Annotated in this window: 23 protein-coding genes; 17 read left to right on the top strand and 6 right to left on the bottom strand. The window is 69.4% G+C overall.

Annotated features, from left to right (window positions below; genetic code table 11):
* Positions 1 to 151 precede the first annotated feature (151 nt).
* Positions 152 to 604 carry a universal stress protein gene (locus IM25_RS18995; protein WP_006553987.1) on the top strand — a complete coding sequence of 151 codons (453 nt, stop codon included), beginning with the start codon at positions 152 to 154 and terminating at the stop codon, positions 602 to 604.
* Positions 605 to 608: 4 nt separating this feature from the next.
* Here IM25_RS18995 and IM25_RS25665 read toward each other — a convergent pair whose 3' ends face one another.
* The 4 genes from IM25_RS25665 to IM25_RS18975 form a co-directional block, all read right to left on the bottom strand.
* Complete coding sequence (locus tag IM25_RS25665) at positions 609 to 1,028, bottom strand: DUF732 domain-containing protein (RefSeq protein ID WP_033097705.1); 420 nt, start codon at positions 1,026 to 1,028, stop codon at positions 609 to 611.
* Between the two features lie 111 nt (positions 1,029 to 1,139).
* Positions 1,140 to 3,458: a HelD family protein gene (locus tag IM25_RS18985; protein WP_065996253.1), complete on the bottom strand. Its 2,319-nt coding sequence runs from the start codon at positions 3,456 to 3,458 to the stop codon at positions 1,140 to 1,142.
* A gap of 173 nt (positions 3,459 to 3,631) precedes the next feature.
* Entirely contained in the window at positions 3,632 to 4,675 is a 1,044-nt protein-coding gene (locus IM25_RS18980; protein WP_024101156.1) for a DoxX family protein, read from the bottom strand.
* A gap of 162 nt (positions 4,676 to 4,837) precedes the next feature.
* On the bottom strand, positions 4,838 to 6,532 hold the full coding sequence (locus tag IM25_RS18975; RefSeq protein ID WP_033097669.1) for an alkaline phosphatase D family protein: 1,695 nt from the start codon (positions 6,530 to 6,532) through the stop codon (positions 4,838 to 4,840).
* A 193-nt stretch (positions 6,533 to 6,725) separates the two neighbouring features.
* Here IM25_RS18975 and IM25_RS18970 point away from each other — a divergent pair, with 193 nt between their 5' ends.
* A complete protein-coding gene (locus IM25_RS18970) occupies positions 6,726 to 6,977 on the top strand; it encodes a hypothetical protein (protein WP_024101154.1) in 252 nt (83 codons plus the stop codon).
* A gap of 97 nt (positions 6,978 to 7,074) precedes the next feature.
* Here IM25_RS18970 and IM25_RS18965 read toward each other — a convergent pair whose 3' ends face one another.
* Positions 7,075 to 7,764 carry an MBL fold metallo-hydrolase gene (locus IM25_RS18965; protein ID WP_006553982.1) on the bottom strand — a complete coding sequence of 230 codons (690 nt, stop codon included), beginning with the start codon at positions 7,762 to 7,764 and terminating at the stop codon, positions 7,075 to 7,077.
* Positions 7,765 to 7,897: 133 nt separating this feature from the next.
* Here IM25_RS18965 and uvrA point away from each other — a divergent pair, with 133 nt between their 5' ends.
* Positions 7,898 to 10,891 carry an excinuclease ABC subunit UvrA gene (uvrA, locus tag IM25_RS18960; RefSeq protein ID WP_006553981.1) on the top strand — a complete coding sequence of 998 codons (2,994 nt, stop codon included), beginning with the start codon at positions 7,898 to 7,900 and terminating at the stop codon, positions 10,889 to 10,891.
* 96 nt (positions 10,892 to 10,987) lie between these two features.
* Here the strand turns inward: uvrA and IM25_RS18955 are convergent, their stop codons facing one another.
* On the bottom strand, positions 10,988 to 11,353 hold the full coding sequence (locus IM25_RS18955; protein WP_016692782.1) for a DUF1844 domain-containing protein: 366 nt from the start codon (positions 11,351 to 11,353) through the stop codon (positions 10,988 to 10,990).
* A gap of 317 nt (positions 11,354 to 11,670) precedes the next feature.
* On the opposite strand from IM25_RS18955, the gene infC reads away from it, so the two are divergent.
* The 14 genes from infC to IM25_RS18885 all read left to right on the top strand — a co-directional run bounded on the left by infC (position 11,671) and on the right by IM25_RS18885 (position 24,743).
* The gene (gene infC, locus IM25_RS18950) at positions 11,671 to 12,393 is read left to right on the top strand and encodes a translation initiation factor IF-3 (RefSeq protein ID WP_033097706.1); all 723 of its coding nucleotides are present in this window, start codon (positions 11,671 to 11,673) and stop codon (positions 12,391 to 12,393) included.
* A gap of 71 nt (positions 12,394 to 12,464) precedes the next feature.
* Positions 12,465 to 12,659 carry a 50S ribosomal protein L35 gene (rpmI, locus tag IM25_RS18945; RefSeq protein WP_006553978.1) on the top strand — a complete coding sequence of 65 codons (195 nt, stop codon included), beginning with the start codon at positions 12,465 to 12,467 and terminating at the stop codon, positions 12,657 to 12,659.
* A 67-nt stretch (positions 12,660 to 12,726) separates the two neighbouring features.
* Positions 12,727 to 13,107, top strand: a complete 381-nt coding sequence (rplT, locus tag IM25_RS18940; RefSeq protein WP_006553977.1) for a 50S ribosomal protein L20 — start codon at positions 12,727 to 12,729, stop codon at positions 13,105 to 13,107.
* Positions 13,108 to 13,145: 38 nt separating this feature from the next.
* A complete protein-coding gene (locus tag IM25_RS18935; RefSeq protein ID WP_033097670.1) occupies positions 13,146 to 13,958 on the top strand; it encodes a TrmH family RNA methyltransferase in 813 nt (270 codons plus the stop codon).
* Between the two features lie 84 nt (positions 13,959 to 14,042).
* Positions 14,043 to 15,113 carry a phenylalanine--tRNA ligase subunit alpha gene (gene pheS / locus IM25_RS18930; RefSeq protein ID WP_065996251.1) on the top strand — a complete coding sequence of 357 codons (1,071 nt, stop codon included), beginning with the start codon at positions 14,043 to 14,045 and terminating at the stop codon, positions 15,111 to 15,113.
* A gap of 59 nt (positions 15,114 to 15,172) precedes the next feature.
* A complete protein-coding gene (pheT, locus tag IM25_RS18925) occupies positions 15,173 to 17,659 on the top strand; it encodes a phenylalanine--tRNA ligase subunit beta (protein WP_033097672.1) in 2,487 nt (828 codons plus the stop codon).
* A 46-nt stretch (positions 17,660 to 17,705) separates the two neighbouring features.
* The gene (locus tag IM25_RS26510) at positions 17,706 to 18,293 is read left to right on the top strand and encodes a hypothetical protein (protein WP_197481778.1); all 588 of its coding nucleotides are present in this window, start codon (positions 17,706 to 17,708) and stop codon (positions 18,291 to 18,293) included.
* Positions 18,290 to 18,790, top strand: coding sequence for a PspA/IM30 family protein (locus tag IM25_RS18915; protein WP_033097674.1), 501 nt, complete (start codon positions 18,290 to 18,292; stop codon positions 18,788 to 18,790). Before IM25_RS26510 ends, IM25_RS18915 begins: the two co-directional genes overlap by 4 nt.
* Positions 18,791 to 18,849: 59 nt before the next feature.
* Positions 18,850 to 19,923, top strand: coding sequence for an N-acetyl-gamma-glutamyl-phosphate reductase (argC, locus tag IM25_RS18910; protein ID WP_033097675.1), 1,074 nt, complete (start codon positions 18,850 to 18,852; stop codon positions 19,921 to 19,923).
* Positions 19,920 to 21,170 carry a bifunctional glutamate N-acetyltransferase/amino-acid acetyltransferase ArgJ gene (gene argJ, locus IM25_RS18905; protein ID WP_033097676.1) on the top strand — a complete coding sequence of 417 codons (1,251 nt, stop codon included), beginning with the start codon at positions 19,920 to 19,922 and terminating at the stop codon, positions 21,168 to 21,170. The genes argC and argJ overlap by 4 nt, the downstream gene beginning before the upstream one ends.
* The gene (gene argB, locus IM25_RS18900; RefSeq protein WP_006554811.1) at positions 21,167 to 22,105 is read left to right on the top strand and encodes an acetylglutamate kinase; all 939 of its coding nucleotides are present in this window, start codon (positions 21,167 to 21,169) and stop codon (positions 22,103 to 22,105) included. The genes argJ and argB overlap by 4 nt, the downstream gene beginning before the upstream one ends.
* Positions 22,102 to 23,289 (top strand): acetylornithine transaminase, encoded by a 1,188-nt coding sequence (locus tag IM25_RS18895; RefSeq protein WP_033097677.1) that lies wholly within the window; start codon positions 22,102 to 22,104, stop codon positions 23,287 to 23,289. The genes argB and IM25_RS18895 overlap by 4 nt, the downstream gene beginning before the upstream one ends.
* A 6-nt stretch (positions 23,290 to 23,295) precedes the next feature.
* Positions 23,296 to 24,225 (top strand): ornithine carbamoyltransferase, encoded by a 930-nt coding sequence (gene argF / locus IM25_RS18890; RefSeq protein ID WP_006554813.1) that lies wholly within the window; start codon positions 23,296 to 23,298, stop codon positions 24,223 to 24,225.
* A 2-nt stretch (positions 24,226 to 24,227) separates the two neighbouring features.
* A complete protein-coding gene (locus tag IM25_RS18885; protein WP_052040087.1) occupies positions 24,228 to 24,743 on the top strand; it encodes an arginine repressor in 516 nt (171 codons plus the stop codon).
* Positions 24,744 to 24,781: the final 38 nt, after the last annotated feature.

Here is a 24,781-nt window from a genome sequence, read left to right as displayed (position 1 = left end):
AACCTGATTGTGGGATGAGACCCAAACCTCCCACCCGGGCCGCCCATCCCGCTACTGTCGACGCAGCGTATGGCGGGGGAGCGTGCGTGTCCTCCGTCGACGACGGCATCGGCGGCCCGCGTCGATGGACCACACACTCGATGGAGGATGAATGAGCGCCTACCGGACCATAGTCGTCGGAACCGATGGTTCCGAATCGTCGTATCGGGCCGTGGAGAAGGCAGCTGCTCTGGCCGGCGACGCGGGCGCCCAACTGGTGATCGCCTGCGCCTACTACCCGGCCGACCCCAAGGACACCGCACAGGCCGCCGACGCGCTGCGCGACGAGGCGTACCAGGTCACCGGCTCCGCACCGACCTACGAGATCCTGCGCACCGCACGGGAGAAGGCAACCGTCGCCGGCGCCCGCAAGATCACCGAGCGGCCCATCGTCGGTGCACCTGTCGAATCGCTCCTCACGCTCGTCGAGGAGGTCGAAGCCGATCTCATCGTCATCGGCAATCGCGGCCTCAACACGCTGACCGGGCGGCTGCTCGGCTCCGTCCCCTCGGACGTCGCCCGCAAGGCCCTGTGCGACGTGCTGGTAGTGCACACGGTCCGCTGACGGATCAGCAGTACTCCTCGCGGGCGGTTTCGAGATAGCGCGCGGCGGCGTCGTCCGCCGACATGCGCGAACCCGAGGCGCCCGCGGCGTAGGCGGCGATCGGCCGGAGCGTGACGAGGACGTCGTGCTCCGGCACGCCCGCGCGCAACTGGTCGCACACCCCTCGCACCACCGCAAGCACCGTGTCGTCCGTGACGTCGGCGACCAGACCGGACGCCTCCAGTGCCTCCTTCACCCGCAGAAAACGCGCGTCGGGCGGCGTCGACGAGGTAGGGGATACCGACGTCGTGGACGTCGTGGCCTGCGCCTCGTCCTGGGTCGGCGTGACCGATCCGCACGCGGCGGAGACGAAGAACCCGCTCAGCGCCGCGATCGCAGCGCACCCCGCTCGACGTATCCGGTGGTGCGCTGCCCGATAGGCCACGTGTTCGTTCCCTCCGCGGATGATCCGTCCCATCTCCTTGCCCCGAAGGACGGTACCGTCCGGTGGCCGGTCCCGGGGTCCGCTCGGCGGTGTCGGCCGAACCGTGTCGGTTCAGCAGCGTGTCGGTCCGGCGATACCGGCCAGCACCTCCGGCAACGCCTCCGAGTGCACCACCCCGAGACGCTGGGTGGCGCGGGTCAATGCCACGTACAGGTCGTTCATCCCGCGTGAGGAATCGGTGAGAATCTCCGCAGGTTCGACGAGCAGCACCGCGTCGAACTCGAGTCCCTTGACCTCCTTGACGGTCGCGACCGTGACCGACTCGGACGCGAGGTGCTCCCACGCACCCACGAGTCGCGCCGGGGCGAGCACGGCAGTCGTACCCGGGCCGGTCTCCGCCTCGAGAGCTGCCTGCACGGTGGCGAGCACCGCGTCCGCCTCGACGTGCTGCGACCACGGCTCGAAACCGGACTCGCGCACCGACTGCGGCGGCACCTGGTCGGGATCGATCTCCGCGAGCACCGCGTGCGCGATCCGCATGATCTCCGCCGGCGTGCGGTAGTTGACCGTCAGTTCGGTCTTCTTCCACCGGTTCGCGACATACGGTTCGAGAATCTGCTGCCACGACTCGGTTCCCGCCGGATCCCCGGTCTGCGCGGTGTCGCCCACCAGGGTCATCCAGCGATTCGGGATGCGGCGCATGATCGTTCGCCACGCCATCGCCGACAACTCCTGCGCCTCGTCGACGATCACATGACCGTACGTCCAGGTGCGATCGCCGGCCGCCCGCTCCGCCGTGGTCTCGTGACGACGGTGGTTCTGCCGTTCGGCGAGCTGGGTGGCGTCGATCAGGTCGTACGCCATGAGCAGTTCGGGATCGAGGTCGTCCTCGAGATCCTGCGGTGCCGAACCGGTGAGGATGTCGAGTGCGCCCTGCGCGTCGGCGATCTGCTTGCGCCAGCGCCGCTTCGCGCGTTCGCGTTCGGCGGCGTCGTCCACCCCGAGCAGTTCGGCGAGCTCGTCGAGCAGTGGAGCGTCGGCGGCGCTGAAGTGTCCCGATGCATCGGGACGGTGCAGCGCATCGATCTGCTCGTCGGTCAGGGCCGGAGCCGCCGACGCGATCCGGTCGCGGGAGGCCAGCAGATCCGAGAGCACCTGCTGCGGGGACAGTTCCGGCCACAGCGCGTCGATCGCACCGACGATGTCGGGATCCGAACGCATCTCGGACCGGATGTCGTGGATGTCCTCCCGGCTCAACAGGTTCGCGCCACCGAGCGGGTTCGATCCGATGATCCCGGCCAACTGGTCGGCGAGGGCATCGATCACACCGTTCACGAAGATCGGCCGGGCCAGGTTGTGCGGCCGACGGGACGACCGGGCGCGACCCCGCGCACGGGTCACGATCGTGCGGTCGAGGGTGAGCGCGTAGGTGTCGAAACTCAGCTGCACGGGGGATCGGGGCACCTCCTGCCGGTCGCGGACCGCCTTCTCGAGCACCTTCACCATGTCCAGGGAGCCCTTCAGTTCGCCGGCCATCGGATCGTCCTCGATCGTCGGCGTGACCCCCGGATACAGATCCCCGACCGTCGACAGCAGCACGCCGGTCTCACCGAGCGAGGGCAGCACCTGACCGATGTAGTCGAGGAAGCGGCTGTTCGGACCCACGATCAGCACGCCGCTCTTGGCCAGTTGCTTGCGGTAGGTGTAGAGCAGGTAGGCCGCGCGGTGCAGCGCGACCGCGGTCTTGCCGGTGCCCGGACCGCCCTGGACGACGAGCACACTGCGATGCTCGGACCGGATGACCGCGTCCTGCTCGGCCTGGATCGTCGCCACGATGTCGTGCATCTGCCCGGTACGCGCGGCGTTCAGAGCGGCGAGCAGCGCCGATTCTCCGGCCACGCCACCGGCCGGTGGGGTGTCGGCGTGCTCGAGCGCGGCGTCGAGGTCGAGGTACTCGTCGTGCAGTGCGGTGACGGAGCGGCCGCGGCTGCGGATGTGGCGGCGCAGCACGACACCGTCCGGAGCGGCGGGGGGCGCGAGGTAGAACGGGCGGGCCTGGGGTGCGCGCCAGTCGAGCAGCAGCGACTCGTAGTCGTTGTCCTCGTCGAGGATGCCGAGGCGGCCGATGTAGCGGGTCTCCGCGCCGTCCTCCGTCACGGGGCCGGAGGTGTCCGTCCCGTCGTCCCTCACATCGATGCGGCCGAAGCACAAGCCGTGCTCGGCGGCGTCGTACTTCGCGATGTCCTCGGTGTACATGTGGGTGTACGACTCGCGTTCGCTGCGCGCCTGGGGGGTGCCTCCGGTCTCGCGCAGCACGCGGGCCAGCCGGGTCTTCGCGTAGTCGCGCAGACCGTCGAGATGCGTGTAGAGCATCGCCACGTAGGCCTGCTCGCGATCGAGCTCCGGATGGGACGCGCCATCAACCGGCACAGGGACTCCTCGGGGATAGACAGGACGAGATCGCTCGCCGCCGCAGGGGTGACGCGTCGACGAAAGTGCCCGAGAAGTCTAGTCGCCGCAGGAGGAAAACGGGCAGAAAGCCTGATCACAGCAGTGCGGGCGTGCGATGCCCTCGCACGCCCGCACCACGGTGCCGTACCGGACTACTTCTTCTTCTCGATGCTCTTCTCGAGCGCCTTCAGGTTCTTCGCGAGCTTCTTCTCCGCCTTCGTGCCCTGCTTGCGCGCGGCCTCGGCACGCAGACGGGCCTTCTCCGCGGCGACGTGAGCCCGAGCGTTCAGGATCGCGGACTGCTCCTCGGCGAGCTTCGCCCATTCCGAGCTGCGATCGACCGTGGTGTCCCACAGCTTCGAGCCACGCTTGCGGGCGACGTCGGCGAGCTCAGGGGTGCGCTCGCGCGCCAGCCCGAGCAGTTCGGTGCCGCGTTCACGGGCGCCCTCGGCGAGTTCGGGGGCGCGCTCACGCGCGACACCGAGGATCTCGGCGCTGCGATCGCGCGCCCGTTCGGTCAGCACCGGGCCGCGGTCGCGGGCGACCTCGAGCAGTCCGCTGCTCCGCTCGCGTGCGGCCTCTGCGAGTTCGGGTGCACGTTCCTTGGCGATCTCGAGGATGTGTCCACCCTGCTCGCCGGCTTCCTCCGTCAGCGTCTTGACCCGCTCGGCGACGGTGTGCAGCGTTTCGGCCGTGTGACCGTCCGAGGAATGGCCCGGCAGTGCAGCGGCCACCGACTTCTGCGCGGCACGCGCGGCGCGACGGCTCCGCCAGCCCAGCGACGGCTTGCCCTCGGTGTCCACGGCGGCGATGAGCAGACCGCCGATCAGGCTCACGTTCTTGATGAGCTGGGTGCGCTGCTGGGCGCGGGCCTCGGGGTCCTCGACGTTCCAGAAGTCATGGCCCGCGACGGTCGTCGGCACGAGGCTGCCGATCAGCGCGAGAGCGGACAGACGAGGTGCTTTCCCGAGAGCGAACAGGGTCCCGGCGCCGATCTGCACTGCGGCGTTGATCTGGACGAGAGTCTCGGGATTGCTGGGAAGCCGGTCGGTGATCGACGCCGGCAAGGCGTTCACAGCCTGATCGAGCCCGGGCTGCGCGGCACCTGCTTTCGGCTCGGGCTTCCGCAGGGCGTCGATACCCCCGGCGATGAAGATGGACGCGAGCATGGGCCGCGCAATTCTCCGGACGAGCATGTGGTTCCTCCCGTGGTCGGCTGTGTTTCCAAACCCTGACACAGGTACCCCAAGCGTCACGGGAATATGCACGAAGCAGGGCCGAAGGGTATGAAACGATATTTCGGGCCATACGGAAACTCGAAAAAACCCGAATTTCGTCGTCGACGAGCGCCCCCGACATCACCTCGACGGCCGACTCGCCGCGCGGGACGTCGGAATCTCAGGCGGCCGATCCTCAGTAGTGAGCGGCAGATCCGTGACGGTCTCGAACAGGTGCGGACCCGAGGCGGTGTCGACGCTGCGCTCGATGGTCAGGTGCGCGACGCGTCCTCGCGTCCGCAGGGTGGCGATCTGGTTCCCGAAGCTCGGACCTGCCATCTTCGACCACGAGAACGACGTCTCGGGAACGGCCGTCACCGGACCGAGCAGCAACCGCACGACGCGCTCCGCCTTGCGTCCCCATGCGGCGCGGAAGGCGACCCGGACAGCTGCGGGGACGTGGTTGTGCAGGGGCGAACAAGTCAGTTGGTACACCGTGCCGGCGGTCGGCGTCGCGAATCGGACGCGGGCGGCGTAGGCATGGTGCACGTCGCCCGAAAGGACACAGATTGTCGCGGGCGCGCAGCCGGATGTTTCGGCGCGACGCCCGGCAGCGACATCCAGCAACAAACGGGCGAGTCGCTCGAACGAATCGCGGAAGGCCGCCCAGTGTTCGAGATCGGCGGCGCGCCGGAGCTTCTCGGCCCACCGCGCCCATCGGTCACCGCGTACACCGGACGCGAGCTTCTCGTCCCACGCCTCGAGGTCGTGCATCGTGCGGGGGAGGAGCCACGGCAGCGACGTGCCGATCAGGAGGTGGTCGTAGTCGCCGTCGGTCTGCTCCTCGATCCAGTCGAACTCCGGATCGGACACCATGTCGCGCCGGTCGGGCGCGAGCACCCGCCCGCACCGCGAATCGATCACCAGCAGACGCACCGGTCCGAAATCGCGGCGATACGACCATCGCACTCCCGGACTGCCGTCGGCTTCCTCGTCGGCGCCGGACGCGAACGCACGCAAGATCGGTTCGGCGTCCCCGGCACAGTTCCGCACCCGGTCGTAGAGCGGGTCCTCGTCCAGCTCCGAGGGAGCGAGGTTACCGAGATGCTGATAGATCCAGTACGACGCCAACGCCCCGACGATGCGTTCCTCCCACCACGCGGAGGCCTCCATCTCCCTGCGCCACGAATAGGAGGTGTTCCAGTCGTCGTGCACGTCGTGATCGTCGAAGATCATCGAGGTCGGCACGTTCGACAACAGCCATCGGACGTTGTCCTCGGACCACGACCGGCTGTACAGCCAGGTGTACTCCTCGAAGTCGCGTACCTGGGCTCCGGGCGGTTCCGACAGATCGTGACGCTCACCGACCCGTCGCTTCATCTCCTCCGACAGCTCGTCGGCGTAGACCTGATCTCCCAGCAGCAACAGCGCGTCGGGCCATTCGTCGACCGGTAGGGAACGCATGCGCTGCGCGTAGGCGACGAGAGCGTCCTTTCCGAGGACGGCTGTCGGTTCCGCGCTCTCCGAGGCCACCCGGCACGACCCGAAGGCGAGCACTAAATCCTCGGGGTCGTCTTCCGCGGTCCTGATCAGCGGCGATGCAACACCGACGGGTGGCCACACGACCCGGCCGTCGAGATCCACCTCGTAGGGCGTCACCGATCCGGGTTCGAGGTCTCGGACGGTGACGAGCGCGTAATGGTGCCCCGCGACGGTCCACGTGTGTTCGGAACTGCCGAGCACATGCACCGTGCACGGCTCGGACGTCTCCACCCAGATCGTGGCGTCCGTATCGCCGATGTGCCTGAGCACCGGCCCCAGTACGAGATCCGCCACAGTGTCAGGCCTCCGTGCTCGTGCGAGCTCGTCCGGTTTTCGAGCGTACTCGCGGCAGTGGAGCACAGGAGGATTCCGGCGAACTCCGATCCTCGTTCGGCCTCCGCGCCTCTGCGACGGGGCGCACGCTGGAACGGACGCAGCACAAGCGGCCCGCTCGGGTCGTTGCCGCGTGCTGGAAGGGGGCCCGGACATGACCGACGCGGAGAATCCGACCCGCTGGGATCGGCTCGACGACGAAGAGAAACGGCAGGCGAGGGAGAAGGCCGAGGAGATCGACCGCATGTACGAACCGGGAGCGCGGCCGACCACGGTCGTGCCGGGCACGAACGGGATGGTCTCGGGAACGGCCTTCGCAGATATGGCGGGCGAGCGCTCGAGGGACGAGCCTGCCGGAGCGGGCAAGGGCGAAGGGTCGGCCGACAGGGACGGTGCCCCCGACTAGACGTCGTGCGAGCACGCTCGGGTGTCACAGATCCGGCCGTCGCAGGCTAGGCCTCGTACCGAGTGCCGTCCGGCCCGAGGCGGACCGAGACGGACCGTCACCAGCCCCGCTCGCGCCACTCGCCGAGATGCGGACGTTCGGCTCCGAGGGTCGAGTCCTTGCCGTGTCCGGGGTAGAAGATCGTCTCGTCGTCGAAGCGGTCGAAGATCTTGGACTCGACGTCGCCGAGGAGCGATCGGAAGGCGTCGTCGTTCGGGGTCTTGCCGACGCCGCCGGGGAACAGTGAATCGCCGGTGAAGATGTGCGTACGACCCGTGCCCCGTTCCGTGAGGACCAACGCAACCGACCCCGGAGTGTGTCCTGAGAGGTGGATCACCTCGAGATTCAGCTCACCGATCTGCACGGTGTCGCCCTCGGCCAGGATCCGGTCGGGCGTCACCGGCAGGGGATCGGCGTCGAGTTCGTGTGCGGCGGTAGGCACACCGGTCTCCGCGGCGACCCGCTCGAGACCCTGCCAGTGATCCCAGTGCTGATGGGTGGTGACGATGAGCTCGAGCTCCGGCGCGTTGTCGCGGAGGAATCGCACGAGACGGTCGGGTTCGTTTGCGGCGTCGATGAAGACGGACTTGCCGGTGGCGTCGTCGGTGACGAGATAGGTGTTGTTGTTCATCTCGCCGACGGCAAGTTTGACGATGCTCGCTCCGGGAATCCTTCGGCGTTGCGCGGGTCCGCCGGGAGTGACGTCGCCGGTGTAGGTGTCTTCGATGATCACGGGCTGCTGCGTCATGCAGCCAAACCTACCTTCGGGTGCGCGCGCGTGAGCCTGAGGCGCGCGGTTGTTCGTCACGGAAACGTGTCGGTACCCGCGCCTACCATGGCTGAGGGCCGAATTCCGGCCTTGTCTACAGGAAGGATGTGGCGTGGCAGACCGCCTGATCGTGCGTGGAGCCCGGGAACACAACCTGCGTGGTGTCGACCTGGACCTGCCGCGCGACAGTCTGATCGTGTTCACCGGGCTGTCGGGTTCGGGCAAGTCGAGCCTCGCGTTCGACACCATCTTCGCCGAGGGGCAGCGGCGCTACGTCGAGTCGTTGTCGGCCTACGCCCGCCAGTTCCTCGGTCAGATGGACAAGCCGGACGTCGACTTCATCGAGGGCCTGTCGCCTGCGGTGTCGATCGACCAGAAATCCACCAACCGCAACCCGCGGTCCACCGTGGGCACCATCACCGAGGTCTACGACTACCTGCGTCTGCTGTACGCCCGGGCCGGCACTCCGCACTGCCCGGTCTGTGGCGAGCAGATCTCCCGGCAGACGCCGCAGCAGATCGTCGACCAGGTGCTGGAGATGGAGGCCGGGGCCCGTTTCCAGGTCCTCGCGCCCGTCGTGCGCACCCGCAAGGGCGAGTTCGTCGACCTCTTCGAGCAGCTGACCGTCCAGGGCTACTCCCGCGTGCGTGTCGACGGGGTCGTCCACCCGCTGTCCGATCCGCCGAAGCTGAAGAAACAGGAGAAGCACGACATCGAGGTCGTCGTCGACCGCCTCGCCGTCAAGCCCAGCGCGCAGCAGCGACTCACCGACTCCATCGAGACCGCGCTGCGGCTCGCCGAGGGTGTCGTCGTGCTCGACTTCGTCGATCGTGAGGAGGATGCCCCCGATCGCGAGCGTCGGTTCTCCGAGAACCTGGCGTGCCCGAACGCGCACCCGCTGTCGATCGACGAACTCGAGCCGCGGTCGTTCTCCTTCAACTCGCCCTACGGTGCGTGCCCCGAGTGTGCGGGTCTCGGTGTGCGCAAGGAGGTCGATCCCGATCTCGTCGTGCCCGACCCGGATCTGAGCCTGGCCGACGGCGCGATCGCGCCCTGGTCGATGGGCCAGAGCGCCGAATACTTCGGCCGACTGCTGTCCGGCCTGGCCGACGCCCTCGAATTCGACATCGACACCCCGTGGCGGAAACTGCCCGTCAAGGTGCGCAAGGCCGTGCTGGAGGGCAGCACCGAGCAGGTGCACGTGCGCTACAAGAACCGCTACGGCCGCGTCCGTTCGTACTACGCCGAGTTCGAGGGCGTCATGCCGTTCCTGCACCGCCGTCTCGAGCAGTCCGAGTCCGAGCAGGCGAAGGAACGTTACGAGGGCTACATGCGGGAGATCCCGTGCCCGGCCTGCGCCGGTGCCCGCCTTCGTCCCGAGATTCTGGCCGTGACGGTCAGCGCGGGCGACTTCGGTGCGATGTCCATTGCCGAGGTGAGCGACCTGTCGATCGCCGAGTGCGCACGCTTCCTCGACGGTCTCGTCCTCGGCGCCCGCGAGGCCGCCATCGCTGGGCAGGTCCTCAAGGAGATCCAGGCCCGGCTCGGCTTCCTGCTCGACGTCGGACTCGACTACCTCACCCTCTCGCGCGCCGCGGGCACCCTCTCCGGTGGTGAGGCACAGCGCATCCGTCTCGCCACGCAGATCGGATCCGGTCTCGTCGGCGTTCTGTACGTGCTCGACGAGCCGTCGATCGGTCTGCATCAGCGCGACAACCGTCGTCTCATCGACACCCTCACGCGACTGCGCGATCTGGGCAACACGCTCATCGTCGTCGAGCACGACGAGGACACCGTCCGTGCCTCCGACTGGGTCGTCGACATCGGACCGCGCGCGGGCGAGCACGGCGGGACGGTCGTCCACAGCGGCACTTACAAGGAGCTGCTCGACAACCCGGAATCGCTCACCGGCGCCTATCTGTCCGGACGCGAGGAGATCGAGATCCCCGCGCTCCGGCGGCCGATCGACAAGGGCCGGCAGGTCACCGTCGTCGGCGCCCGCGAGAACAATCTGCGCGAGATCGACGTGGCGTTCCCACTCGGCGTCCTCACCTGCGTCACCGGTGTCTCCGGCTCCGGGAAGTCGACACTCGTCAACGACATTCTCGCGACGGTGATGGCCAACAAGCTCAACGGCGCGCGGCAGGTTCCCGGACGGCACACCCGCATCAACGGACTCGACCAGCTCGACAAGCTCGTGCAGGTCGACCAGTCGCCGATCGGCCGCACCCCGCGCTCGAACCCCGCGACCTACACGGGTGTATTCGACAAGATCCGCAGCCTGTTCGCATCCACCACCGAGGCGAAGGTGCGCGGCTACCAGCCGGGTCGGTTCTCGTTCAACGTCAAGGGCGGGCGGTGCGAGGCGTGCTCGGGCGACGGCACGTTGAAGATCGAGATGAACTTCCTGCCCGACGTGTACGTGCCGTGCGAGGTGTGCCACGGCGCCCGCTACAACCGCGAAACGCTCGAGGTGCATTACAAGGGCAAGACCATCGCCGAGGTGCTCGACATGTCGATCGAGGAGGCGGCGGAGTTCTTCCGGCCGGTCACCTCCATCCACCGCTACCTCAACACGCTGGCGGAGGTCGGTCTCGGTTACGTGCGCCTGGGCCAGCCGGCGACGACCCTGTCCGGCGGTGAGGCGCAGCGCGTCAAGCTCGCCGCCGAACTGCAGAAGCGTTCCAACGGGCGCACCGCGTACATCCTCGACGAGCCCACCACGGGCCTGCACTTCGAGGACATCCGCAAGCTGCTCGGGGTCATCAACGGTCTGGTCGACAAGGGCAACACCGTGATCGTCATCGAGCACAACCTCGATGTCATCAAGACCGCCGACTGGATCATCGACATGGGTCCCGAGGGCGGTTCCGGTGGCGGCACGGTGGTCGCGGAGGGCACTCCGGAAGAGGTGGTCACGGTGGAGGAGAGCTACACCGGACGCTTCCTTGCGGAGATCCTCGACGGGCGGATCACTGCACCTGCTTCCGCGCCGGTACGCAAGCGCGCGACGAAGGCGACCAAGGCGACCGCGACCAAGACTGCCGCTACGAAGTCGGCCACGAAGGCGAAGACCGCCAAGAAGAAGGTGGCGGCCGCGAGCTGACGAATCGAGCCGCCCGCCTCGGAAGAGGCGGGCGGCTCGATCTCGTGGCTCGTGAAGCAGCCGGGGAGCGTGAAGTGGGCGGGACTCCGGTTCGGCTCAGTAGACCGGGCCGGTGTACTTCTCGCCCGGGCCCTTGCCGGGCTCGTCGGGCACCGCCGACGCCTCGCGGAAGGCGCGCTGCAGTGCCTGCAGTCCTTCGCGCAGCGGGCCGGCGTGCGGACCGAGATATTCCACCGACGAGGTGATCAGGCCGGCGAGTGCGGTAATCACGCGGCGGGCCTCGTCGAGGTCACGTCGCGCGCTGCTGTCGGGATCCTCGTCGGCAAGACCGAGCTTCTCGGCAGCCGAACTCATGAGCATCACGGCTGCGCGGCTGATCACCTCGACGGCCGGGATGTCGGCGAGTTCGCGCACATCCTCCGCCGCAGCGTCCTGATCGGGGGTCTCGGGAGCATCCGTCATAGCGTCGAGCATAGGGTCGCGCCGCTCGGCGCCGACCGTGCGGGTGCGGCGCCGACGCGCCGATTCGTCGTCGACGTGGCTTTTTGTTAGACTTGATCCCACGACCGCCCGCGGTGATCCTCCGTGGGCAGCAAAGTGGAGTCCGACTCCCACCTCTGGCGGCACATCGATGCAGCTGAGAGGTCCGGTCCTCCGGGCGTAGAAGCCCGGATGTCCGCCCTGCATCGGGCGGTGCGGATCACGCAGCGTGAGCTGGGTGCCGTCGACCGGTCGGTATCGGACCCCGCGTGGAGCCTCGGCACCACAGCGGGGTCTTCTTGTCGAGGAGTAGGGCCACGTGCTGCGGTGCGGTCAAACCGACCACACCGCTCTACCTAGGAGGCCCCATCAGCGCTGAGACCCGCATCAACGAACGCATCCGAGTTCCCGAAGTCCGGCTCGTCGGACCCGGCGGTGAACAGGTCGGAATCGTGCGTGTTGAAGATGCCCTCCGCCTGGCAATCGAAGCCGACCTCGACCTTGTCGAGGTGGCGCCCGACGCCCGGCCGCCGGTCTGCAAAATCATGGACTACGGCAAGTTCAAGTACGAAGCCGCGCAGAAGGCGCGCGAATCGCGCAAGAACCAGCAGCAGACCGTGATCAAGGAGCAGAAGCTCCGTCCGAAGATCGACGACCACGACTACGAGACCAAGAAGCGCAACGTCGTGCGCTTCCTCGAGGCCGGTTCGAAGGTCAAGGTCACGATCATGTTCCGCGGCCGCGAGCAGTCGCGCCCCGAACTCGGATACCGGTTGCTGCAGCGCCTCGGCGCCGATGTCGCCGACCTCGGCTTCATCGAGACCAGTCCGAAGCAGGACGGCCGGAACATGACCATGGTGCTGGCCCCGCACAAGGGTGCGAAGACCCGCGCGAAGGCTCAGGAAGCCGCGCAGGCCGCACCGGCGCAGGCCGCACCGCGCCCGGCAGCCTCCGCTGCCCCGACCACGGAGTCCGCGCCGTCCGCGCCGGCTCCCGGGACGGGCGACGCCCCGAGCAACTAGCCCGCTCAGGCAGCACATCCGGTGCTGTCCGTGAGCACCGATGTACGCACACGACAAGAACTGAGGACTCCATGCCCAAGTCGAAGACCCACAGCGGCACCGCGAAGCGATTCAAGGTGTCCGGTAGCGGAAAGGTCCTGCGCCAGAAGGCGGGTCGCCGCCACCTGCTCGAGCACAAGTCCTCGCGGGTGACGCGTCGCCTCGACGGCAAGGCCGTCGTCGCCGATGCCGACGCTCCGCGCGTCAAGCGCATGCTCGGGCTCTGAGCCTCTCCGACCGATCCATCCGGGGACACCTCGTTCGTCCCCCGAACTCTGACAGGACACATAACCAGTGGCACGCGTGAAGAGGGCCGTCAACGCCCAGAAGAAGCGTCGTTCGATTCTCGAGGCCTCGAAGGGCTACCGCGGACAGCGCTCGCGTCTGTACCGCAAGGCCAAGGAGCAGCAGCTTCACTCGCTGACCTACGCCTACCGCGACCGTCGCGCCCGCAAGGGTGATTTCCGCAAGCTGTGGATCAGCCGCATCAACGCTGCTGCCCGCGCCAACGACATCACCTACAACCGCTTCATCCAGGGCCTTAAGGCCGCCGGTGTCGAGGTGGACCGCAAGATCCTCGCCGAGCTCGCCGTCTCCGACGCCGAAGCCTTCGCCGGCCTCGTGGCCGTCGCCAAGGCTGCCCTTCCGGCCGACGTCAACGCTCCGGCTGCCTGAGTGCTGCCCTGAGCTACGACAACATCCAGGAACGACCCGTGGACACGCTCACCGAGCGCACACCACGGGTCGTTTCTGCTGTGAAACTGCTCCGGGCCGCCGAGCGTCGCAAGACCGGGCGGTTCCTCGCCGAGGGTGAGAACTCCGTCACCGAGGCGCTCGCCGCTGCACGCGTGCACGAACTATTCGTCACCGAGGCGGCCGCCGGCCGGTACGCGACGGTCGTCGACGAAGCACGCCACAAGGGTGTGCGCGTGGGGATCGTCACCGAGCGGGCCGCCGCCCGGCTGTCCGACACCGTCACCCCGCCCGGCCTCGTCGCTGTGTGCGACACCCTCGACGTGCCGCTCGCCGAAGCGGTGACCCCGCGGTCGCGGCTGCTCGCCGTGCCCGTCGCGGTCGCCGAACCCGGCAACGCCGGCACCCTCATCCGCGTCTCCGACGCCGTCGGCGCCGACGCCGTGGTCCTCGCCGGCGACAGCGTCGACCCGCACAACGGCAAGTGCGTGCGCTCCTCGGCCGGCAGCATCTTCCACCTGCCGGTCGCGCGCGAACGCGACACCGACCGGGTACTGGCCACGCTCGCCGAGGCCGGCGTGCAGATCCTCGCGACGGCCGCCGACGGGGAGATCGACCTCGACGACGCCGACGAGTTGCTCGCCGCGCCCACCGCGTGGCTGTTCGGCAACGAGGCCCACGGACTCGATCCGCAGGTCGCCGCCCGCGCCGACCACCGCGTCCGCATCCCCATCCGCGGACGCGCCGAATCGCTCAACCTCGCCACCGCCGCCTCGATCTGCCTGTATGCGAGCGCGCGGGTGCAACATCGGGCCGCTCGGCCCATCACATAGGATTTCCCGGGTGCGCCGCGGCCTCCGGCCCGGACCGCACCCACCGAGATCACCCGTTCGTCCGAAGAAGGAGATGCACCGGTCGTGGCCAAGAAAGAGGGCGGGCCCCCGCCGGCAGTCGATCCGAGCGCCCTGACCGAGGACGCGCTCACCGCCGCCGAGAAGTCCGCGATCGACGCGTTCGCCGCTGCGACCGACCTCGACGAACTCGCCCAGTCGAAGATCGACCACCTCGGCGACAAGGCGCCCATCTCCCTCGCCAAGCGCGCCCTCGGCTCGCTGCCCGGCAACGAGCGCGCCGACGCCGGCAAGCGGGTCAACGCCCACCGCACCAGCGTGCAGGCCGCCTTCGACGACCGCAAGGCCGTGCTGCAGGCCGAACGCGACGCCGCGGTCCTCGTCGCCGAAGCCGTCGACGTCACCCTTCCCGCGACCCGCCGCGCGCTCGGCGCCCGCCACCCGATCTCGATCATCTCCGACGAGGTCGCCGACGTCTTCGTCGCGATGGGCTGGGAGGTCGCCGAAGGCCCCGAGGTCGAGACCGAGCATTTCAACTTCGACGCCCTGAACTTTCTGCCCGACCATCCGGCGCGCACGATGCAGGACACCTTCCACATCGCCCCGGAGGGTTCGCGGCAGGTGCTGCGCACCCACACCTCGCCCGTGCAGGTCCGCACCATGCTGCACCGCGACATCCCGATCTACGTCGTGTGCCCCGGCCGCACCTTCCGCACCGACGAACTCGACGCCACCCACACCCCGGTCTTCTCGCAGGTCGAGGGTCTCGCCGTCGACAAGGGCCTGACCATGGCGCACCTGCGCGGCACCCTCGACGCGTTCGCGCGGGCGCTGTTCGGGCCGGAGACCCGCACCCGGATGCGCCCGAACTACTTCCCGTTCACCGAACCGTCCGCCGAGGTGGACGTGTGGTTCCCGAACAAGAAGGGCGGCGCCGGCTGGGTCGAGTGGGGCGGCTGCGGCATGGTCAACCCCAATGTGCTCCGGGCCTCGGGCATCGACCCCGACGTGTACACCGGGTTCGCGTTCGGAATGGGCCTCGAACGCACCCTGCAGTTCCGCAACGGCATCCCCGACATGCGCGACATCGTCGAGGGCGACGTGCGCTTCACCCTGCCGTTCGGCGTGCAGGGCTGACAGCCCGCTCCCGACACCGACTCCACCGACCGACGACCGAACGAAAGAGCTGAGCACAAGTGCGAGTAGCGCAGTCCTGGCTGACCGAGATCCTGCAGCGCGCCACCCCGGAGTGGAACGTCACCGCCGAGGAACTCGACGCGGGATTCGTCCGGGTCGGACTCGAGGTCGAGGACATCGAGACCCTCGGCCGCATCGACAACCTCGTCGTCGGACGGGTCGTGGAGATCACCGAGCTCACCGAATTCAAGAAGCCCATCCGTTTCTGCAAGGTTGACGTCGGTGAGGAGGAACCGCGCGGCATCGTGTGCGGTGCCCGCAACTTCGCCGAGGGCGACCTCATCATCGCCGCCCTGCCCGGCGCCGTGCTTCCCGGCGACTTCGCCATCGCATCGCGCAAGACCTACGGGCACATCTCCGACGGCATGATCTGCTCGCTGTCCGAGCTGGGCATCGGCAAGGACCACTCCGGCATCCTCGTGCTCGAGCCCGGCACGGCCGAACCCGGCACCGACGCCAACGATCTGCTCGGTCTCGGCGACACCGTCGTCGAACTGAACATCACCCCCGACCGCGGATACTGCTTCTCCGTCCGCGGCCTCACCCGCGAACTCGCGTGCGGCTTCGACCTCGAATTCGCCGATCCCGCGGCCGTGCCGGCACTGCCGTCCGACGGCGGGGAGGCCTACCCGATCCGGCTCGAGTCCGAGACGAAGGCCACCCGGTTTGCCGCACGCCGCGTCACCGGCATCGACCCGAAGGCCGTCACCCCGTGGTGGATGCAGCGCCGCCTGCACACCGCCGGTGTCCGCCCGATCTCCCCGGCCGTCGACGTGACCAGCTACGTCATGCTCGAACTCGGCCAGCCGCTGCACGCCTTCGACGCCGCCAGCCTGCAGGGTGAGCTGGTCGTGCGACGCGCCCGGGCAGGGGAGAAGCTCACCACCCTCGACGGTGTCGAGCGCGATCTCGATCCGGAGGACGTCGTCATCACCGACGACTCCGGGGTGATCTCCCTCGCCGGCATCATGGGCGGCGCGACCACCGAGGTCGGCGACAGCACCACCGACGTGCTGCTCGAGGCCGCCGTCTGGGATCCGCTCGCCGTCTTCCGCGGCAACCGTCGGCACAAGGTCAGCAGCGAGGCCGGCAAGCGTTTCGAGCGCACCGTCGATCCGGCCCTGGCCCGCGCCGCGCTCGACCGGGCTGCGAGCCTGCTCGTCGAGATCGCCGGCGGCCGCGTGGAGTCGACCCTCACCGACATCGTCGTGCCCACCGAGAGTCCGACGATCCGCATGGACATCGACCTGCCCGACCGCATGGCCGGGGTGAGCTACCCGAACGGCACCGCTGCCCGCCGTCTCACGCAGATCGGATGCGCGGTCGAGGTCGGTGTCGGCGAGGACGGCCACGGCCAGCTCGTCGTCACCCCGCCGACCTGGCGCCCCGACCTGCGTCAGCCTGCCGACCTGGTCGAGGAGGTGCTGCGCCTCGAAGGCCTCGAGCAGATCCCGTCGGTGCTGCCCACCGCTCCCGCCGGCCGCGGTCTCACGGCCACGCAGAAGCGCCGCCGCGCCGTCTCCCGCGCGCTCGCCCACGACGGCTATGTCGAGGTCCTGGCTCCGGTGTTCCTGCCGGCCGGCGTGTTCGATACCTGGAAGCTCGACGCCGACGACCCGCGCCGGGTGACCACCAAGGTGCTCAACCCCCTCGAAGCCGATCGTCCGGAGCTGGCCACCACGCTGCTGCCGGGCCTGCTCGAGATCCTCGGCCGCAACGTCTCGCGCGGCCAGCGCGACCTGTCGCTCTACGCAATCGCGCAGGTCGTGCATCCCACTTCCGAGACCAAGCCGGTCGACGCGCTCCCGGTCGACCGTCGTCCCACCGACGACGAGATCGCCCTGCTCGAAGGGTCGCTGCCGAAGCAGCCGGTCCACGTCGGTGGTGTGCTCGCCGGTTTGCGCGAACCGGCCGGGCCGTGGGGCACGGGACGCGCCGCCGATGCCTTCGATGCCTTCGCCGCCGCGGAGACCGTGGCACGTGCCGCCGGGGTGCGCCTCGAGCGCCGCGCCGCGCAGTACCTGCCCTGGCATCCCGGCCGCTGCGCCGAACTGCTTGTCGACGGGGTCGTCGTCGGCCACGCCGGTGAACTGCATCCCGCGGTGATCGAACGGGCCGGTCTGCCCGCACGCACGTGCGCCTTCGAACTCGACCTCGACGCGTTACCGATCGTGGAATCGCTTCCGGCGCCGGTGGTCTCGCCGTTCCCGGCGGTCCTGCAGGACGTCGCGGTCGTGGTCGACGCGAATGTGCCGGCCGCCGACGTCGAGAGCGCCCTGCGCTCGGGTGGCGGCGAGCTGCTCGAGGACATCCGTCTGTTCGACGTCTATCAGGGCGCCCAGCTGGGGGAGAACCGCAAGTCCCTCGCGTTCGCGCTGCGCTTCCGCGCCCTCGATCGCACCCTCACCGAGGACGAGGCCAGCGCCGCCCGCGAGGCAGCGGTGGCCGCCGCGGCCACCGCGGTCGGTGCCGAACTGCGCGCCTGAGCCGCCCGCGTCCCCGCCCGGCAGCCACACCTCGGGCGGGACCGTGGTGACCTTGCGGACCGCCCGGTCGAGGATGTGCCCGGCGATCTCCGCGAGGGTGCGCATCGGGGTGCGGCCGTCGACCGCGAGCGCCGACAGGGTCGCGCGATCGGTGGCGGAGATCGTCGTGCGTCCGCGCCGCTCACCCACCCGCCGGGAGCCCGACGTCAGTTCCCCTCGCTCTCCCGGACCGAGCGCGTTCAGCCGCCACGCCCCGCCCTCGGTGAACCACTCCGAGACCACATGGGTGCGGATCGACGCAACGCCGGGCAGCTTCCCCAGGTCGGCGCCCGCCCACGGCACCTCGACGGTCACCGTGCCCGAGATCGCCGCGATGACAAACCGCAAATCCCTCACGGTGCCCGCCGCGGTCCTGAAGTTCGCCCTGAGGATCGGGCGCGCGTTGGGATCGACCGAGCACGGCCCGGAGCGGGTCGCCTTCCTGCAGTACCGTCCAGTGCTCGACAACCGGCGGTTGCGTGAGGAACTCGGTGTGCCCCTGCGGTACACGAGCCGGGAGGCCCTCGAGGCGTATCTGCTGGCTCGCGCCGAAGAGGACTCAGTGGCAGCCGGGCGACGTAGCCTGGAGGCATGAGCAAGGACGAAGCCGGCCGGGTGCCGTCTCCCGAGGAGCCCGACAAGCCGGAGCAGCCCGTCCCCGACGTGACCCCGGCCGGGCCGGAGACGCCGACGGTGCCGGATATTCCCCCCGCCCCGGATATCCCGGACGTGCCGCCGATCGACCCGGAGCCGAGCCCCGATCCCGACGTGACCCCACGCGAGGAAGAGGTCCACGACGCTCAGGTCCACGACGCCGAGATCGTCGAACCGGGTGTCGTCGACACCGGATCCGTCGACGGCCCGGTCCGCGCACCGACGATCGAGGAGATCACCGGATACACCGCGGACGGGGTGCCGACCTTCGAATCGGTGCGTGAGAAGATCGAACAGCGTTCGGCGACCGCGCTCGGCGCGGAGGAACTCGCGCACGCGACGGGTGCGGGTCGCACGCTCGAGGAGCAGTACGAGGAGCGCAAGGCGGCCGCTGCCGACCGGCTCGCGGAGATCCGGCGGTCGTTGCGGTCGGAGTGAATCCTCCGAAAGGGACACCCCCTATGAAATGATTTGCATGAGGGTGCATAATCATTCGTATGGGTACTTCACCGGACTTCACCGCCACCTCCGAGTCGCCGCTACGGGTCGCCGTGGCCGGCGCCAGCGGCTACGCGGGCGGCGAGATCCTGCGCCTGCTCCTCGGCCACCCCGCCTACCAGGACGGCTCGCTCGTCATCGGCGCGCTCACCGCCGGGGGTAACGCGGGCGCCACCCTGCGCGAGTTCCATCCCCATCTGCTGCCGCTCGCCGACCGCGTGCTCGGCGCCACCGACATCGACACCCTGCTCGGGCACGACGTCGTCTTCCTCGGCCTGCCGCACGGCCACTCCGCCGTGATCGCCGAGCAGCTGCCCGAGACGACCGTCGTCATCGACTGTGGCGCCGACTTCCGGCTCGAGAACGCCGCCGACTGGCAGCGCTGGTACGGCAGCGACCACGCCGGCACCTGGCCCTACGGCATGCCCGAGCTGCCCGGCAAGCGCGACGCCCTCGTCGGCGCCACCCGCATCGCGGTCCCCGGTTGCTACCCGACCTCCGCCTTGCTCGCACTCGCACCGGCCGTCGCCGCCGGCATCGTCGAACCCGTCGTGAACGTCGTGGCCGTCTCCGGCACCTCCGGCGCCGGGAAGTCCCCGAAGGTCGACCTGCTCGGCTCCGAGGTCATGGGCTCGGTCCGCGCCTACAGCGTCGGCGGCGCCCACCGGCACACCCCGGAGATCAAGCAGAACCTCTCCGCTCTTGCCGACACCGACGTGAAGGTCTCGTTCACCCCGATCCTCGCGCCCATGCCGCGCGGCATCCTCGCGACCTGCACCGCACCGACCACGGTGACCGCCGCCGAGGCCCGCGCCGTCTACGAGAAGGCCTACGCCGACGAACCGTTCGTGCAGCTGCTGCCGGAAGGCGCACTACCGGCCACCGGCGCGGTGGTCGGCTCGAACGCCGTCCAGATCGCCGTCACCGTCGACACCGACGCCGGACTGCTCATCGTCGTCGCCGCGCTCGACAACCTCACCAAGGGCACCGCCGGTGCCGCCGTGCAATCGATGAACCTGGCACTCGGCCTGCCCGAGACCGCCGGCCTGTCCACCGTGGGAGTGGCTCCGTGACCGAGAACAAGTACGCAGACGACGTCTACACCGGCGCCACCGAGATCGCCGGGGGACGCCTGATCCGCACCCAGGGTGTCACCAGTCCCGCCGGCTTCCGGGCCGCCGGCATCCCCGCCGGCATCAAGGTCTCGGGCAGACAGGACCTCGCGCTCGTGGTCAACGAGGGCCCCGAACTCACCGCCGCCGGTGTGTTCACCACCAACAAGGTCAAGGCCGCCCCCGTCCTGTGGTCCCAGCAGGTGCTGAAGTCCGGCAGCCTGCGCGCGGTGATCCTCAACTCCGGCGGCGCCAACGCGTGCACCGGCGCCGGTGGTTTCCAGGACACCCACGCCACCGCCGAGGCCGTCGCCGACGCCCTGAGCAACTGGGGCACCGAGACCGGTGCCGGTGAGGTCGCCGTGTGCTCGACCGGCCTGATCGGCGACCGTCTGCCGATGGACAAGGTGCTCTCCGGGGTGCAGGAAATCGTCCACGAACTCGCCGGAGGCATCTCCGGTGGCACCGACGCCGCCTACGCGATCATGACCACCGACACCGTGCCCAAGCAGGCCGCCCTGCACCACGCCGACAAGTGGAACGTCGGCGGCATGGCCAAGGGCGCCGGCATGCTCGCCCCCGCCCTGGCGACGATGCTGTGCGTGGTCACCACCGACGCCGTCGCGACCGCCGATCAGCTCGACACCGCGCTGCGCCACGCGTCCCGGCTCACCTTCGACCGCCTCGACGTCGACGGCGCGACCTCCACCAACGACACCGTGCTGCTGCTGGCCTCCGGCGCGAGCGGGATCACCCCGAGCCAGGACGAGCTCAACGCCGCCGTCCTCGCCGTGTGCGACGACCTCGCCGAGCAGATGATGGCCGACGCCGAGGGCGTCACCAAGCGGGTCACCGTCACCGTCCGCGGCGCCGCCAGCGAGGCCGACGCCCTGATCGGTGCCCGCACCGTCGCCCGCGACAGCCTCGTCAAGACCGCACTGTTCGGCTCCGACCCCAACTGGGGCCGCGTGCTCGCCGCCATCGGCATCGCCCCGATCGAACTCGACCCCGACAAGATCTCCGTGTCGTTCAACGGCAACCCGGTGTGCATCGACGGTGTCGGTGCGCCCGGCGCCCGCGAGGTCGACCTGTCCGCGGCCTACATCGCACTCGACATCGACCTCGGCCTCGGCAACGCGCAGGTGTCCATCCGCACCACCGACCTCTCGCACGCCTACGTCGAAGAGAACTCGGCGTACTCGTCGTGACCGGAACGAACACAGGAGACGACGTGACCGACGCACTGATCGCCGACCTCACCTCGCACCAGAAGGCGTTCGTCCTCGCCGAGGCCCTGCCGTGGCTGCAGAAGTTCCGCGACAAGATCGTCGTCGTCAAGTACGGCGGCAACGCCATGATCGACGACACCCTCAAGACCGCCTTCGCCGCCGACATGGCGTTCCTGCGCACCGTCGGCATCCACCCCGTCGTCGTGCACGGCGGCGGCCCGCAGATCAACGCCATGCTCGAGCGACTCGGCCTCGCAGGTGAATTCCGCGGCGGCTTCCGTGTCACCACCCCCGAGGTCATGGACGTCGTGCGGATGGTGCTCTTCGGGCAGGTCGGACGCGAACTCGTCGGCCTGATCAACAGCCACGGCCCCTACGCCGTCGGCACCTCCGGCGAGGACGCCGGACTGTTCACCGCGACCCGCCGCACGGTCGTCGTCGACGGCGAGGCCACCGACATCGGGCTCGTCGGCGACGTCACCAGCGTCGACCCCGGCGCGGTGCTCGACCTCATCGCCGCCGGGCGCATCCCCGTCGTCTCCACGATCGCGCCCGACGCCGACGGCGTGGTGCACAACATCAACGCCGACACCGCCGCGGCCGCCCTTGCCGAAGCGCTCGGCGCGGAGAAGCTGGTCGTGCTCACCGACGTCGAAGGCCTCTACACGAACTGGCCCGACCGCAGCTCGCTCACCTCGCGGATCGACGCCGACGCGCTTACCGCGCTGCTGCCGTCGCTCGACTCCGGCATGGTCCCGAAGATGGAGGCGTGCCTGCGCGCCGTTCAGGGGGGAGTGCCCACCGCGCACGTCATCGACGGGCGCCAGCCGCACTCCGTGCTCCTCGAACTGTTCACCGAAGAAGGCATCGGCACCATGGTGGTGCCGTCCTCCGAGAAGGAAGGCCCCGCATGACCGGCACGTCCGACCTCCAGCAGCGCTGGGCGGGTTCGCTGATGAACAACTACGGCGTGCCCAAGGTCGCGCTGGTCGCGGGCGACGGTGCCGTGCTCACCGACGCCGACGGCAAGCAGTACCTCGACCTGCTCGGCGGCATCGCCGTCAACAGCCTCGGCCACCGCCACCCGGCGATCATCGAGGCCGTCACCGCCCAGCTGAACCAGCTCGGCCACGTGTCGAACCTGTACGCCTCGCCGCCGGTGCTCGAACTCGCCGAGAAGCTCCTCGATCGCTTCGGTCACGAGGGCCGCGCCTTCTTCTGCAATTCCGGCACCGAGGCCAACGAGGCGGCCTTCAAGATCGCCCGGCTCACCGGACGGCCGAGGATCGTCGCGTGCGAGAAGGCCTTCCACGGCCGCACCATGGGCGCCCTCGCCCTGACCGGCCAGCCCGACAAGCGCGCCCCCTTCGAACCGATGCCCGCCGGCGTCGAGTTCGTGCCCTACGGCGACCTCGACGCCCTCGAGGCCGCGGTGGACGAGAACACCGCCGCCGTCTTCCTCGAACCGATCATGGGCGAATCCGGCGTCGTCGTCCCGCCCGAGGGTTATCTCGCCGGCGCGCGTCGCATCACCACCGAACGCGGCGCCCTGCTCGTGCTCGACGAAGTCCAGACCGGTATCGCCCGCACCGGTACCTTCTTCGCCCACCAGGCAGCGGGCATCACCCCCGATGTGATGACCCTCGCCAAGGGCCTCGGCGGCGGACTGCCCATCGGTGCGGTCCTCGCCACCGGTCCGGCCGCCGAGCTGTTCCGGCCCGGCAAGCACGGCACCACCTTCGGTGGCAACCCGGTGTGCGCCGCGGCCGCCCTCGCGGTGCTGCGCACGATCGACGAGCAGAACCTGCTCGACCACGTGAACACCGTCGGGAAGACCCTCGCCGCCGGCATCGAGGAACTCGGGCACCCGCTCGTCTCGCACGTGCGCGGCTCCGGGCTGCTCCTCGGTGTCGTCCTCACCGCCGCGAAGGCGCCGGCCGTCGAGACCGCCGCCCGCGAGGCCGGTTTCCTCGTCAACGCCGCCGCACCGGACGTGATCCGCCTCGCGCCCCCGCTGATCCTCACCGAACAGCAGGCCGAGAGCTTCGTGACGGCGCTGCCCGCCGTCCTCGACACCGCCGACCGGGAAGGGAACTGACGACCCGTGCTCCGCCATTTCCTGCGCGACGACGACCTCACCCCGGCCGAACAGACCGAGGTGCTCGAACTCGCCGCCGAACTGAAGAAGGCGCCGCTGTCCCGCCGCCCCCTCGAAGGGCCCCTCAGCGTCGCCGTGCTGTTCGACAAGACCTCCACCCGCACCCGCTTCTCCTTCGACGCCGGCATCGCCCAACTCGGCGGGCACGCCGTCGTCGTCGACACCGGCTCCACCCAGATCGGGAAGGGTGAGACCCTCGAGGACACCGCCCGGATGTTCTCCCGGTTCACCGAAGCGGTCGTGTGGCGCACCTACGGCCAGGACCGCATCGAGACGCTCGCCGAGCACTCGACCGTGCCCGTCGTCAACGCGCTCACCGACACTTTCCACCCCTGCCAGGTCCTCGCCGACCTGCAGACCATCCGCGAGAACAAGGGCGCCACCGCGGGCCTGCGGATGACCTACTTCGGCGACGGCGCCAACAACATGGCGCACTCGCTGATGCTCGGCGGCGTCACCGCCGGCATGCACGTGACCATCGCGTCCCCGGCCGGGTTCACCCCCGACTCGCAGGTCGTCGACGCGAGCCGCGCACGGGCAGAGGAGACCGGCGGCAGCGTCACCGTCACCGACGACCCGCGTACCGGAGCCAGCGGCGCCGATGTGCTCGTCACCGACACCTGGGTGTCGATGGGGCAGGAGGACGACGGCAAGGATCGCGAGGCACCCTTCCGGCCGTTCCAGCTGAACGACGACCTCGTCTCCCTTGCCGACACCGACGCGATCGTGCTGCACTGCCTGCCGGCCTACCGCGGCAAGGAGATCACCGCCGAGGTCATCGACGGACCGCGGTCTGTGGTGTGGGACGAAGCCGAGAACCGCCTCCACGCACAGAAGGCCCTGCTGGTGTGGCTGCTCGAGCAGAGCCGGAGCTGACCGTGAGCACCGCGGCGAACCATGCGGACAGTGCGGCGACGGCGACGGCGCCGACGCGCGCGGCGCGGCAGGCCCGCATAGTCGCACTGCTCGCCGCGCACCCGGTGCGCAGCCACACCGAACTCGCCGCACTCCTCGCCGAGGACAGCATCGAGGTGTCCACCGCCACCCTGTCCCGCGACCTCGAGGAACTCGGCGCCGTCAAGCTCCGCGCGGCCGATGGGGGCGCCGGGGTGTACGTCGTCCCGGAGGACGGCAGCCCTGTGCGCGGCGTGACCGGAGGCACCGACCGCCTGTCCCGGTTGCTCGGCGAACTGCTGGTGTCCACCGACTCCAGCGGCAACATCGCCGTGCTGCGCACCCCGCCGGGGGCGGCGCACTATCTGGCCAGTGCACTCGATCGGGCATCATTACCCGAGGTGGTCGGAACGATCGCCGGCGACGACACCATCGCGGTCATCGCCCGCGAACCGACGACGGGAGCCGAACTGGCCGCGAAAATCGAATCACTCGCCTGACCTACCACTCATAGACGCACGTCGAAATACGAAGGAGC

Source organism: Rhodococcus sp. p52 (assembly GCF_000763325.2).
Taxonomy (GTDB): domain Bacteria; phylum Actinomycetota; class Actinomycetes; order Mycobacteriales; family Mycobacteriaceae; genus Rhodococcus; species Rhodococcus pyridinivorans.
This window is presented reverse-complemented; position numbering and strand designations above follow the sequence as displayed.